Consider the following 14,325-nt stretch of genomic DNA (forward strand, 5'->3'; position numbering starts at 1 on the left):
TCATTTTAGCAGATATTATAAACTTTTTATTACGATAGGTAAAAGTCTCAGGCCCTATGTCTTTGGATCAATTCCGTACTTTCTAATCTTATTGTAAAGTGTCACCCGTGAGATCCCAAGTGTTTTCGCAGCTGCGGTTTTATTTCCATTATGTTGCCAAAGTGCCTCTTCCATTCGTTTTTTCTCCACATCTTCTTTTTCCTGAACCAACGAGTGGCTATCTATTTCCGGTTCCTTATTTGGGGTAGATGTACGGTGGAAAAAGGCAAGGATGTCCTGTTTTTTGATGACGGATTTTTCCGTGAGTATGATCACACGTTCGATCAAATTTCGTAATTCCCGTACATTGCCTGGCCAATGATATTGAAAAAGTGCTTCCACTGCATCTTGATCAAGTGTTGGAAGTGGTACTTCGTATTGAATCGCAAATTGATGGAGAAATAGTTTTGCCAGCTCGACTACGTCATTGATTCGCTGTCGTAATGGGGGCATGGTGATTTGAATGACATTTAAGCGATAAAATAAATCGGAACGAAATTGTTTTTCTTCCATTTGATGCTCCAGATTTTGGTTCGTTGCTGCGATGAATCGGACATTTATCGGTGTTCCAGAAGAGCTACCAACTTTATAAATGATATTTTCCTGTAGTACGCGGAGCAACTTTACCTGCATATCAAGTGGAAGTTCGCCAACTTCATCCAAGAATAAGGTACCACCATTTGCCATTTCAATTTTGCCGGTTTTCCCCTTTTTTTCGGCTCCTGTAAATGCACCACCTTCATAGCCAAATAATTCGCTTTCAAATAAGGCGTCTGGAATTGCACCACAGTTAACAGGAATGAACGGACCGTCTTTACGAGGGCTCGCCTCATGAATCGCTCGTGCGCATATTTCTTTACCCGTTCCACTTTCCCCAAGAACCAGGGTTGTAGCATCTGTTTTGGCTGCTTTACTTGCAATTTGAATCGTTTGCTGGAGTGGTAGGCTGTTTCCTTTTAATCGTGAAAAAGGGTTTTCTTCTGTATTTGTTGTATATACCTTTTGCCTTAATTCATTTAATGCTGTGGAGGTGGTGACTAAGTTATCATTTAGTTTTACAATTTGGCTGATATCCCGTTCCACAGATATTGCTCCAATCAGTTCTTCATCTTCTGTGAAAATCGGGGATGCATTAACAACCACATGTTTATCGCTACGCGGACGGTGGTACGTATCATGAACGGCTTTTTTCGCCTCCAGTACCTTTAAAGCCATTAAATCATCGTCATGGAAAAAGTCTGTTATATTTCTGTCTATAATATCCGTACGCTTAATGTTATACGTTTGTACAGCGGCATCATTCCAAAAAATTACTTCCTTATGCTGGTTGATAATCGTGATAGCATCATCTTCTGTAGCTAATACAGCATTCAGGTAATAATGTTCATAAGCCATTATACTCCCTCCATCTACATTGAATTGTAAATATAAGTGTAAATGAATTTTACACTATTGTAAATATAGTAAACGTGAATCGAAATGATTTTGATAGGCAAATGTTGCAGAGAAGGCGAATGGCTCATAGAAACATAGAAAAGTATATTGGCATGAATTTTGCATATGTAATGATGGAAGGGTTTCCATAGATATTTTTTGAACACGTAATGGTAATCGCTTTCAGTGTAAATTATAAAAAATCAAGGAGGTTTTTATTTTGGTTTTACCGTTTAAACATGAACCATTTACCGATTTTAACGATGAAACAAATAAAAAGGAGTTTGAGGCGGCACTCAGGAATGTGAAAAGTCAGTTAGGACAAGATTATCCATTAATCATCAATGGGGAGAAAATTTATACAGATGACAAATTGAATTCTGTTAACCCTTCCGATAAAAATCAAGTTGTTGGAAATGTATCGAAAGCAACAAAAAAATATGTAGATCAAGCGATGGAAGCAGCTGAGGAAGCCTTTAAAACATGGCGAACATGGACTGCGGTAGAACGTGCGGAAGTCCTGTATAGAACAGCAGCCATTGTGCGCCGTCGAAAGCATGAGTTTTCTGCATGGTTAGTATATGATGCGGCTAAACCATGGGGGCAGGCTGATGCAGATATAGCAGAAGGAATTGACTTCATGGAGTACTACGGGCGCCATATGGTTGAGCTAGCGAAAGGGAAAGAAATCAATGATCGTGTGGATGAAGAAAATACGTATTTTTATCAGCCGATGGGACCTGGTGTCACGATTCCACCATGGAACTTCGCATTTGCGATTGTAGCAGGAACGACGGTTGCGCCGATTGTAGCGGGAAACCCCGTGCTGTTAAAGCCATCTGAGAATACACCGGTGATCGCATATAAATTGGTAGAAGCACTGGAAGAAGCAGGTCTGCCAAAAGGTGTGGTGAATTTTGTGCCCGGGGACCCTGCTGAAATTGGCGATCATCTTGTGGATCATCCAAGTACCCACTTTATTAATTTTACCGGTTCCCGTGCAACTGGAACCCGTATTATCGAACGTGCAGCAAAAGTACAACAGGGGCAAACCTTCCTTAAGCGAGTGGTCGCTGAAATGGGGGGGAAAGATACAATTATTGTTGATGATAATGCAGACTTGGAGCTTGCTGCCCAATCCATTGTGCATTCCGCATTTGGGTTCTCTGGTCAGAAATGTTCTGCCTGCTCAAGAGCTATTCTGCATAAGGATGTATACGATGATGTGCTCCATCGCTGCGTGGAACTGACAAAAGAATTAACAGTAGGGAATTCGAGTGAAGAAAATGTTTATATGGGTGCTGTTGTTAATCAAAAACAATTTGATAAAATTAGCGATTATATTGAAATCGGAAAGCAAGAGGGAGAACTTGTTATTGGCGGAGAAACGGATGATACAAACGGTTATTTCGTTCACCCGACAATCTTCAAAGATTTAGATCCGAAAGCGCGTATCATGCAGGAGGAAATTTTCGGTCCTGTTCTCGGATTTGCAAAAGCCTCGGACTTTGATGAATTGCTCGAGATTGCAAATAACACTGAATACGGCTTAACCGGTGCGGTAATCTCTAATAATCGTGAACATTTAAATCGGGCGCGCTATGAATTCCAAGTAGGTAATCTCTATTTCAACCGTGGATGTACTGGAGCTATTGTAGGTTATCAACCGTTTGGAGGGTTCAAAATGTCCGGTACTGATTCCAAAGCAGGGGGGCCGGATTATCTGCAGCATTTCTTAGAGGCTAAAACGCTATCACAACATTTCTAGTAGGAGCTGGAATGAGGCTGGGACAAAACAAACGTGTTTCATTAAAAAGACGAACATTATCAAACTTAGCGTAGGAAATATGCGGAGACTCCAGCGGGAGGGAAGGCATAGGTGAGACACCGAAGTGCGATAGCAATCTTTTTTGCGAGGAGTGCTGCCCCTCGAAGCCACTTGCAACACGAAGCGCACAAGGGGGCTCACCAGCCGCCCTAAGGTGCGCGAAGTATATTTTTAGAAGCGATGTATGTTCGGAATCTATTTGTTAAAAATACTTTTGTCCCAGCCTCATTCTTCCTACTTATTCATGAGGGTTTACGCTTCATATCTAAATGCTGCAATTGTATACGTTACCTGAAAGGAGCAGCCGGCATGTCCAATCTAACAAGAGATTTTTTCATAAGCTTATCAAATAATAAATTATTGAATAAAAGTGCTAAAAAATGGGGGTTTCGTTTGGGTGCACAAAGGTTTGTAGCAGGCACCACAATTGAAAGCGTTACAGAAACCGTCAAGAAGCTCAACGGCCGTGGAATAAGCTGCACACTTGATCGTTTGGGAGAATTCGTATCTGAAAAAGAAGAGGCTATTGAAGCGAAGGGAGAATCTATTCGTCTCTTAGAAACAATTAATACGGAAAATATCGAGTGTCATATATCCGTGAAATTAACACAAATGGGACTGGATATTGATCATGATTTTTGTATCCAAAATATGCTTGAAATTTTGCATGTGGCAGATCGGTATAATATTTTTGTCAATATCGATATGGAAGATTATGCACATTACCAGCAAACACTCGATGTACTTCATATTTTAAGGAAACGCTATGAAAATGTGGGTACTGTTATGCAATCTTATCTTTATCGAACTGAAGCAGATTTGGAGAGCCTCAAGGATGTACGTCTCAGACTGGTGAAAGGAGCTTATAAAGAAAGTGAGGAAGTGGCTTATCAGGACAATGCAGCTATTGATCGTAATTTTATAACAATTGCTAAGAAAAGACTGCTTGGAGATACATTTACTTCTATCGCAACACACGACCATGATATCATCCATGAATTGAAAGATTTTATTGTAGAAAATAACATTAACAAAGAAAATTATGAATTTCAAATGCTTTATGGCTTTCGGAATGATATGCAGTATGGGCTTGCTAAGGAGGGATATAATTTTTGTACCTATATTCCATTCGGCACGGACTGGTTTGGGTATTTCATGCGTCGTATGGCTGAACGTCCGCAGAATATTAATTTAGTGGTAAAGGATACTTTCTACACAACGGAAAATAAGTTGAAAAAATTTCCGGTTGTCCTCGGAATTGTGGCAGGAACCACGTTGTTGGTTTTGTTGGGACGTAAGAAGTAGTGAATGCAGGTGGAATCTTATTTAGCTAGTCTTGTAAAATGAGTCATAGTAATCATACTATGACTTTTCGTGTTTATGATAAAAGTTATGTTTCATTGTTTTTAGAAAGAAAATACGTCACAAATCTGTTATCATTAATGAATAACAGAAACTAAGGGGGGTACTTTTTGAATAATGAAAGTAAAATGAGTGCCAAACAAGTAGAAAAACTGAAAAAGTTTGGTAGTCGTTTCGGTATTATAATAGGTATATTACTACTTCTTTTTGTTGTTGGATCGCTAGCATTTCATTGGATCACAGATTATATATGGATGAATAACCTTGATTTTGGGGGCGTGTTTACGACTATCCTGGGAAGTAAAGTATTGCTCGGAGTAGCGGGTTTTATCTTATTCTCCGTAGTTACATATTTCACTTTTTTCTGGATAATTCGTTCATACGTAACGCATTTTGATTCGCATCAGCTACCACCGGTTATTTTGAAGCGGAAAACAATGAATGCAATGATGCTTGGTGTTTCAATCTTGGCTGGACTTATTGGTAGCACAGTAGTACAAGGGATTGGATGGGAGCCTGCACTCAAACTTTTAAATCATGCTTCATTCGAACAAACGGATCCGTATTTTAATATGGATATTTCTTTTTATATGTTTGTTCTTCCTTTTTTGGAATTTATTGTTTATCTTTTACTTGGTTTAAGCATCTTTTTCCTTATTGTGCAGATCGGATCATACTCGGTGTTTAATATGTATCGAATGAGCCGTTCAGCTCAGTGGCATATGGGAATAACCTTAGGAACGATTGGAGTCCTCTTAGCTTGTAATCACTTGCTAATGCCATATAGTACATTGTTGACGAATCAGGTGAACCTTTTTCAACAAAGTGTTGTACATGGGATGAGTTATACGGATAGCCTCATCAATATACCAAAAGCTTATATTCTAGCAGCAGTAGCTATTATTGGAACCATTTGGATGATTATTGCACTGCGAAAAGGAAAGATCCAATCTATGTTCATACCTATTGTTACTTATGTTGGGGTTGTCATTGTCGGACAACTGGCATCTGTAGGTGTGCAACAATTTCTCGTACAGCCAAATGAATTTTATCAGGAAGAAGAGTTTCTGGAGCATAATCTTCATTTTACACAGGCAGCTTATGAACTGGAAGATATAAATGAAACAGAACATTCAGGTAATGGATCCTTAGACGAAGGATTGGTGGAAGATAATGAATTAACCATCAATAATGTACGGATTAATGATTCAAGACCACTGCTTGATGTATATAATCAGCTTCAAACATTTCGATCGTATTATCAATTTAACGATGTTGATATTGATCGATATGAAATTGGCGATGAATATGAGCAGGTTTTTATTGGAGCAAGGGAGTTAAGTACAGTCGATCTACCAGAGCAGGCACAAACCTGGGTGAATCAGAACCTGAGGTATACACATGGCTACGGAGTCACGATGAGTCATGTTAATGAGCTAACTGCTCAAGGTCAACCAGAATATATGCTACAAGATCTTCCGCCCGAGGGAGATTTGGATGTGTCTCGTCCTCAAATTTACTACGGAGAAGAAGATTACCCGAATGTAATCGTGAATTCGGAAGTAGATGAATTTGATTATCCTTCTGGTGATGAAAATATATCGAATCGATATGAGGAGGATTCAGGGATTTCATTAGGCGGGATTAACCGGGCGTTATTTGCTTTAAAAGAGGGATCATTTCGGATGTTCTTCTCTGATCAACTAACAGATGAAAGTCAGTTTCTTGAGACCCGAAATATTATGGATCGTGTTAATCGAATCGCTCCTTTTTTTGAATATGATTCCGATCCGTACATTTTTGTACGTGATGATGGCAGTCTGGCCTGGATGATGGACGCCTATCTAACAGGTGAAAGGTATCCATACTCAGAGTCTTATCAGAATAACGACAATTATATTCGAAACTCGGTGAAGGTGACTGTTGATGCCTATACTGGCGAAGTCGATTTTTATATTGCAAATCCGGATGATCCGTTGGTGCAGACATACCAGAAAATGTTCCCTGAATTGTTCACAGAGGAAATCCCAGCAGACGTGCAGGCTCATTTCCGCTTCCCTGAAAGATTATTTAGCATTCAAGCATCAATGTATGGTACGTATCATATGACTGATCTGGAAATGTTCTATAATCGGGAAGATGCATGGGAGTTCCCGACAGAGAAATACTTTAACGAAGATATTGAAATGGAACCATACTATGTAACAATGAAGCTTCCCGAATACGATGAGGAAGAGTTTATTCTGATGATGCCTTATACACCGAAAAATCGTCAAAATATGCTTGCATGGATCGGTGTACGTAATGATGGGGAATATTATGGTGAAAAATTTGTCTATCGTTTCCCAAGGCAAGAAAATATTTACGGTCCGCAGCAAATTGAAAACCGGATTAACCAGGATAGCACGATTTCTCAGGAATTGAATCTTTGGTCACAAGGTGGATCAGAAGTGATTCGTGGGAACTTACTTGCCATTCCAATTGAAGATACAGTTATATACGTCGAACCAATTTATATTGAGTCTTCCAATGAGACATCACTTCCGGAAGTAAAACAGGTTGTCGTTGCTTATGAGGACCACATCGTAATGGAAGAAACGTTTGAGGAGTCGATGGAGCAAATGCTCAATCTTGTGGATCCGAATCGTCAGCCAGATGAAGAACAAACATCTGAGGAAGAGCCGGGGGAACAAGAACAGCCAATTTCAGAATCTGACGAGCTATTACAAGAGTTTTCAGATCTATTCAATTCCTATCAAGATGCGTTAGCTGAAGGCGACTGGAATAAAGCTGCAGAAATTATGACAGAAATAGAAGACAAATTAACTGAGGAAGAACAATGATTGTAATAGAGAAAAGAACTCCAGAGGAATTTGGGGTTCTTTTCTCTAACATCATTATTAAAATTTTCAAAACTGACTTGACTTATCGGATTAATTAAAATACACTATACCATATAATTAAATATTCTTATCCAGAGAAGCTGAGGGATGTGGCCCTATGAAGCTTCAGCAACCTCTGACAAATGTTGGAAAGGTGCTAATTCCACCGAGAGTAATCTTGGGAGATAAGAGCGGAATATCAGATAAGCCCTCTTTCTCATTATAAGAAAAGGGGGCTTGTTTTAATGGCGAAGTGCAGAATTTCTTGCTAAGAGAATATAGTAAAAATGCATGGATAAGAAAGGATGATCATTATGAGTGAAATTGTTGTGATATCAGGAAGTCCTTCAGCCTTTTCGCGTTCAGAACAAGTGCTTAAATATCTAGGGAACTTACTTAAACAGGAACATTTCTCAGTGACTCATATTTCGATTAAAGATGTGCCGGCAGAGGAGGTATTTCAAGGGAAGTTTGATAGTCCGGCTATTCACGAAGTGACAGAACTAATCCAAAATGCCAAGGGTGTTATTGTTGGATCGCCAGTGTATAAGGGTGCCTATTCAGGAGTCTTAAAAGCGTTGCTTGATATTCTCCCACAGGATGTACTCAAACACACACCAGTACTTCCGCTGATGACAGGTGGGAGTGCGTCTCATTTGCTAGCGATCGAATATACCTTGAAGCCAGTGTTAGCTACGTTAAAAGGTCATAATTTAAAAGGTCTCTATCTGCTTGATCGTCAAATAGATAAAAGAAAAGAAAACCCCATTATCGATGAGGATATTTTACAACGTACGAAAAAGCAACTTCAGTATTTTACTGAGATCGTTAACAGGCAGGCCTCAACAGTGTTTTTAACCTGATTGGACGATTCATGAAATAGGAGGAGACAACTCAAAAAAAGGATGGAAGCATACACTTAGAGATATTTATCTATCCAAGGAGTAATTGCCGAATCATCACTCTGGAAAAAATACCAAAAGCGTATTGTAAAATAACTGTATGAAAAAAGAACCGGTGCCATTTAATTGAAAGGCACTGGTTCTTTTTATTTTTAAACAAAGGAGTTGACATTTTACCAACAATGACTATACACTTAATTCAACAAAGTTGAATACAATTATATATAGTTGAATAAAGTTAAAGTAATTAATTGTTTTTGTAAGCGCATTCTTATCACCTATTACTGACTATCTTTAACTAGGGAGGGAAGACCATGCAGCATTGGCCGGATTTTGTACAGGTAAAGGAAGTAGCACCTCGAGACGGTTTGCAGAATGAAAAGGACTGGATTTCGACAGACGATAAAGTGGCTTGGATTAATATGCTTTCTGAGTCAGGTGTCAAGGAGATTGAGTATTCGTCGTTTGTGCATCCGAAATGGATACCAAATCTTTCCGATGCACGAGAAGTAGGTAAGCGGATAATTAAACATCCGAGTGTTTTCTATTCGGCGCTGGTTCCAAATAGGAAGGGGCTTGAACATGCATTGGAAGCAGGTATTGATGGGGCTTCCGTGTTTATGTCCGCAAGCGAAACCCACAATAAGAAAAATATTAATAAAACGATAGCAGAAACATTCCCCGTGATGCGAGATGTTATCCGTGAAGCAAAGCAAGAGGGTAAGAGAGTAACAGGCTATGTTTCTACTGTATTTGATTGTCCGTTTGAAGGTAAGATAACACCTGATCAAGTTATCCATGTTTGTGATCAATTGTTTGAATATGGCGCAGATGATATTTCCCTTGGAGATACAATCGGTTCAGCTGTACCGTCGCAAGTGGATCAGCTGCTAGAAGCAGTTTTGGCCAACTATTCGGAAGAGAAAATCATCATGCATTTTCATGACACAAGAGGTATGGCTATTGCTAACATCATGCGTTCCCTGGAATACGGCATAACGCGATTTGACAGTTCTGTTGGAGGTTTGGGCGGCTGTCCTTACGCACCGGGTGCAGCCGGAAATGTGGCAACAAATGATGTATTATATCTTCTCCATGGCTTAGGGATAAAAACAGGCATTCAGGAACGCAAAATTCAAGAAGCAGCACTATTTATGCAAAATAAATTAGGAAAGTCATTACCAAGTAAGGCGCTCGCACATTATGTAAGTACAGCTTAAGTTTATATGTTTCTGTGAATATTCTCTCCTTGACTGTGAATGTTGGCTATTCTATGATTAAAGGCATACATTCGATTTATAAAGTAAAGGAGAGAGTCCCCATAAATCTTGATAATATTGGTAAAAAAATAAAACAAATACGAGTAAGAAGTAAAAAAACACAGCAGCAAATTGCAGATGAATGCGGTATCTCCAAAAGCTTATTATCCAAAATCGAAAACGGTCAAGCCGCTTCTGCAATCGCAACTTTATCCAAAATTAGCGACGCACTACAAGTGCCTCTCTCATGGGTGTTGGATGATAAATCGGAAAAAGAACTGGTACTACTTCCAAAAGCAAACAGACAGTCCAAAATTGGGGATGAAAATATGGGCTATTCCTATGAACTGCTCGCAAGTAGATCCCAGTATAATGGTGTAGAACCGACTATTGTTCACGTTACACCAAAGCATACGAACGATCGGCAGGAGGCTTATACCCATTCTCAAGATGAATTTATATTTATTCTCGAAGGTATGATTTACTTGTATTATGATGGGGAGGAGCATTATATGGAAAAAGGCGATAGTGCCTATTTTCAAGGATCAAAATCCCATTTATTTATCCCCGTCGATAATAATGGCGCGAAAGTATTAACATTATTTATTGATAGCCCATTGTAAACTTGATTTATTCTACCATTGAATATGACGTAAAGAGGCTGGGACAAAACAAACGTGTTTCATTAAAAAGACGAACATTATCAAACTTAGCGTAGGAAATATGTGGAGACTCCAGCGGGAGGGAAGGCATAGGTGAGACACCGAAGTGCGATAGCAATCTTTTTTGCGAGGAGTGCTTACCCTGAGAAGCCACTTGCAACACGAAGCGCACACGGGGGCTCACCAGCCGCCCTAAGGTGCGCGACGTATATTTTTAGAAGCGATGTATGGTCGGAATTTATTTGTTAAAAACACTTTTGTCCCAGCCCTTTTGATTTTAAATCTGTGCATAATTTCAAGAAATTTGAAAATCGATATTGTATGAAATGAAAATATAAGATATATTAGATATTATAATTTTCATCATTTGTCAAATTTCAACACACAACAGGGGGTAATCACAGATGAAAAAATCAAAAAATTCCGTTCTTATGCTGTTATTAATACTTGGTATGGTGCTTGCAGCTTGCGCAAGTGAGCCGGATGACGCCAGTGATACAACAGAAGAGGGAGGAGAAGGACAAAATGGAGGGGATCTAGTCATTACCACTGCCTCTGATGCAGTTTCCTTAGATCCGACGGGAGCAAACGATGTTCCATCCTTTGATGTACAATATAATATATTTGAAAATTTAGTAAAACAGGATGAAAATATGGAACTGGAGCCAGGGTTAGCAAAAAGTTGGGAAACGGTAGATGATCATACATGGGAATTTAAACTGCAAGAAGGCGTGACTTTTCATGATGGTTCTGCATTTAATGCGGAAGTTGTGAAGGCGAATCTTGAGCGTGTCATGGATCCGGATGTTGCAGCTCCTGCAGCCTATTTAATTGACATGATATCGGATATTGAAGTGGTAGATGATTATACGATTCGACTAACTACGGAGTACCCTTTCGGTAGTTTGCCGGCAAATCTTACACATTCTACAACGGCAATGGTTTCACAAGAGCAGATCGAGGAAGATTATACGGCAATGGAACAAGGAGAAGAACCTGGGAGTGTCATTAACCAACACCCAATAGGTACTGGTTATTTTACATTTGAAGAGTGGGATCCGGGGCAACAAATTCAGCTAACAAAGAATGAAGATTACTGGGATAAAGAGGCGTTGCTTGATTCTGTAACATTTAAAGTTGTTCAGGAAGATTTGACACGTATTGCTGAATTGGAAACTGGTGAATCACATATTACCAATCCATTGAGCCCTTCTGACATTGAGCAAGTTGAAAGTGCCGATGATTTATCTGTCGATCGACAGGGAAGTGTGTCCTTAGACTATATTGGTTTTAACATGGAGAAAGAACCATTTGATGATGAACGAGTTCGTCGTGCTATTTCAATGGCTGTTGATAAAGAACAAATTGTGGAAGGCATTTATAATGGTGTTGGAACTCCTGCTGTCGGCCCTTTAGCACCAAATGTATTTGGATATGATGAGGAACTAGACGGGATTGAATATGATCCGGAAGCAGCCCAGGAATTGTTAGCTGAAGCGGGATATGAAAATGGGTTTTCTACAACAATTTGGACAAATGATAGCCGCGAACGTGTTGATTTGGCAACAAATGTGCAATCACAACTTGAAGAAATCGGTGTCGATGTGGACATAGAAGTATTGGAATGGGGTGCATATATAGAACAGACAGGAAATGGGGATCATGATATGTTTGTACTAGGATGGTCTAATTCTACAGCGGATGCTGACATCGGGTTATATCCATTGTTTCACTCTGATAATGTTGGAGTACCAGGAAACAGAACGTATATCCAAGATGACGAAATCGATGCATTAATTGATGAGGGACGCCAAGCTACGAATGAAGATGAGCGCTTAGAAATCTATAGTGAGGCACAGGAAAAGCTCGTGGAAACAGCGCCAATGATTTATACACTTCATCAAGAATACTTACTCGGTGTACGTGAAGAAGTGAAAGGATTAACGCAGCTTCCTACTAAAATACTACAATTGAAGGATGTATATATCGAAGAATAATAGATGAAAAAAGCTGCCCCGAAAAAGCCGCAAGGATTTATTGGGGCAGTCTTCTTATAAAAATTCATAAAGGAAGTGTAAAATGACTAATACGACAGATCAAATGTTACTTAAATATTTAAATGTATATGGCGCATATCAACCTGCTGTCATCCCGAACCAGCATGCGTTTACATTTTTATCGAAAGAGACCGGTATACCTCAAGTTTGGAAATGGAATGGAAAAACATTTGACATTGAACCATACACCGATTTAGCAGATCGTGTTCTTTCGGTAAGTCATTCTCCATCTGGAAAGAAAACAATGATTGGAATGGATCATAACGGAAATGAAAAGCAGCAATTATATTTATTGACAAACGACGGTTCAACTGTGGAAGAACTTGTTGTTTCTCCAGAACATTTTCATGAATTTGGCGGTTGGTCTCCGGATGAAACAAAAATAACAATCGCAAGTAACCGTAGAGATCCAGGCTTTTTTGATATCTATGTACTTGATCTAAAAACGAAAAAAATGGAAGAAGTCTATAAGCACGATGGGAAATGTACACCTATTTGCTGGACGAAAGATGAGGAAAATATTCTTATAAGTGTTTCTGAAACGAACATTGATAACATAGTATATGTCCTGCATGTGGAATCAAAAGAGTTATATAGACTTGGAAGTAAAACTATCTCTGCCAGACATCATTCACTAGAGTTAACGAATGATGGAAAAGGTGGATTTCTTTCTTCTGATGTTGGTAGGGACACCATGGGGGTATTTAAATTCTCATTTGATGCGCCTTGGAATTTACAGGAAATGTTTGGTTCTACTAATTGGGATATTGAGGAAATAGCACTTTCTCCAAATGAGGATATGCTTGCATATACCGTAAATGAGGGTGGTTTCTCCAGTTTAATGATTTATAATCTTGAAAAACATTCCCATTATAAAGTTGAAACCTTGCCAACAGGTGTTTATCAATCGCCTTCATGGATCAAGGATGGAGAAATCGTTATTGGTGTAAAAAGTGCTGTACTTCCGGGGGATATTTGGAAGTTTAACTTAGAAGAAGAAAAAGCGGAACGTATGACCTACGTTGGGGAATCAAAAGATGTTGAAGGTTTATGGATGGAACCAGAATTACATAGCTTTTCTTCATTTGATGGATTAGAAGTGCCTTATTTTTATTATGGGAAACAGAAGCAATCTTGTCCTGTAGTTGTCTATGTCCATGGAGGACCAGAGCACCAAATACGCGCAGAATATAATCCGGTTATTCAATTTTTCGCTGCTCAGGGTTTTGCTGTTGTTGCACCGAATGTTCGCGGCAGCATGGGCTATGGCAGAAAATATGTCAAGCTGGATGATGTACGAAAACGGATGGATGCAGTTGCTGATCTGAAGTGGCTGGTGGAAGATCTTGTGAATACCCGTGGTGTTGATCGGGAAAAAGTCGGTATTATGGGTCGTAGCTATGGCGGATTTATGGTCCTTGCCGCTTTAACACATTATCCAAATATATGGGCAGCAGGTGTGGATATTGTTGGAATTTCACATTTTAAAACATTTCTTGAGAATACTGGACCATGGCGTAGAGCCTTAAGGGAGTATGAATATGGATCATTAAAATTAGACACGGATTTTTTTGAAGAAATCGCTCCTTTGAACCATACTAACACCATTACTGCCCCATTGTTGATTTTTCATGGAAGGAATGATACACGAGTTCCAGTAAGTGAGGCCATACAGTTAACGGATGATTTAAAAAACCAAAATAAACCAGTAGAGCTTGTTATCTTTGAGGATGAAGGGCATCAGACCGAAAAAATCGAAAATCATATTCATATGAATCGGAAAATCGTGGAATTTATGGAGACATTTTTATAGTCGGATGAGGCTGGGACAAAACAAAAGTGTTTAACTAAAAAAGACTATTTCCGAAGAGCTGTATGTTCGAAAAAGAATTGTCAAAAC

General features: G+C 39.2%; 9 protein-coding genes and 1 riboswitch. Of the genes, 8 read left to right on the forward strand and 1 reads right to left on the reverse strand.

All coding sequences use genetic code 11. The features are described 5' to 3' along the window. Positions 1–54: 54 nt before the first annotated feature. Positions 55–1,434: a sigma-54 interaction domain-containing protein gene (locus tag KFZ56_RS08785; RefSeq protein ID WP_222641584.1), complete on the reverse strand. Its 1,380-nt coding sequence runs from the start codon at positions 1,432–1,434 to the stop codon at positions 55–57. Between the two features lie 259 nt (positions 1,435–1,693). Between KFZ56_RS08785 and pruA the strand changes: the two genes are divergently transcribed. The 8 genes from pruA (at position 1,694) to KFZ56_RS08825 (ending at position 14,238) form a co-directional block, all read left to right on the forward strand. After that, positions 1,694–3,241, forward strand: a complete 1,548-nt coding sequence (gene pruA / locus KFZ56_RS08790; RefSeq protein WP_222641585.1) for an L-glutamate gamma-semialdehyde dehydrogenase — start codon at positions 1,694–1,696, stop codon at positions 3,239–3,241. A gap of 369 nt (positions 3,242–3,610) precedes the next feature. Continuing rightward, the gene (locus KFZ56_RS08795) at positions 3,611–4,606 is read left to right on the forward strand and encodes a proline dehydrogenase family protein (RefSeq protein WP_222641587.1); all 996 of its coding nucleotides are present in this window, start codon (positions 3,611–3,613) and stop codon (positions 4,604–4,606) included. A 167-nt stretch (positions 4,607–4,773) separates the two neighbouring features. Continuing rightward, positions 4,774–7,506, forward strand: a complete 2,733-nt coding sequence (locus KFZ56_RS08800) for a UPF0182 family membrane protein (RefSeq protein ID WP_309228279.1) — start codon at positions 4,774–4,776, stop codon at positions 7,504–7,506. Between the two features lie 124 nt (positions 7,507–7,630). Next, a riboswitch (SAM riboswitch) is annotated at positions 7,631–7,737 on the forward strand. A gap of 122 nt (positions 7,738–7,859) precedes the next feature. Further along, the gene (gene ssuE / locus KFZ56_RS08805; protein WP_222641589.1) at positions 7,860–8,408 is read left to right on the forward strand and encodes an NADPH-dependent FMN reductase; all 549 of its coding nucleotides are present in this window, start codon (positions 7,860–7,862) and stop codon (positions 8,406–8,408) included. A 353-nt stretch (positions 8,409–8,761) separates the two neighbouring features. After that, positions 8,762–9,667, forward strand: a complete 906-nt coding sequence (locus KFZ56_RS08810) for a hydroxymethylglutaryl-CoA lyase (protein WP_222641591.1) — start codon at positions 8,762–8,764, stop codon at positions 9,665–9,667. A 53-nt stretch (positions 9,668–9,720) separates the two neighbouring features. Then, on the forward strand, positions 9,721–10,329 hold the full coding sequence (locus tag KFZ56_RS08815) for a helix-turn-helix domain-containing protein (protein ID WP_222641593.1): 609 nt from the start codon (positions 9,721–9,723) through the stop codon (positions 10,327–10,329). A 443-nt stretch (positions 10,330–10,772) separates the two neighbouring features. Continuing rightward, a complete protein-coding gene (locus KFZ56_RS08820; protein WP_222641594.1) occupies positions 10,773–12,365 on the forward strand; it encodes a glutathione ABC transporter substrate-binding protein in 1,593 nt (530 codons plus the stop codon). Positions 12,366–12,447: 82 nt separating this feature from the next. Beyond that, complete coding sequence (locus KFZ56_RS08825) at positions 12,448–14,238, forward strand: S9 family peptidase (protein WP_255584950.1); 1,791 nt, start codon at positions 12,448–12,450, stop codon at positions 14,236–14,238. Positions 14,239–14,325 lie beyond the last annotated feature (87 nt).

The organism is Virgibacillus sp. NKC19-3, assembly GCF_019837165.1.
Lineage (GTDB): Bacteria > Bacillota > Bacilli > Bacillales > Amphibacillaceae > Virgibacillus_L > Virgibacillus_L saliphilus.

Coding starts and splice junctions, on each gene's coding strand:
- KFZ56_RS08785 (WP_222641584.1), bottom strand. CDS start 1,434: ATGGCTTATGAACATTATTACCTGAATGCTGTATTAGCTACAGAAGAT.
- KFZ56_RS08810 (WP_222641591.1), top strand. CDS start 8,762: ATGCAGCATTGGCCGGATTTTGTACAGGTAAAGGAAGTAGCACCTCGA.
- KFZ56_RS08795 (WP_222641587.1), top strand. CDS start 3,611: ATGTCCAATCTAACAAGAGATTTTTTCATAAGCTTATCAAATAATAAA.
- ssuE (WP_222641589.1), top strand. CDS start 7,860: ATGAGTGAAATTGTTGTGATATCAGGAAGTCCTTCAGCCTTTTCGCGT.
- KFZ56_RS08820 (WP_222641594.1), top strand. CDS start 10,773: ATGAAAAAATCAAAAAATTCCGTTCTTATGCTGTTATTAATACTTGGT.
- KFZ56_RS08815 (WP_222641593.1), top strand. CDS start 9,721: ATGATTAAAGGCATACATTCGATTTATAAAGTAAAGGAGAGAGTCCCC.
- KFZ56_RS08825 (WP_255584950.1), top strand. CDS start 12,448: ATGACTAATACGACAGATCAAATGTTACTTAAATATTTAAATGTATAT.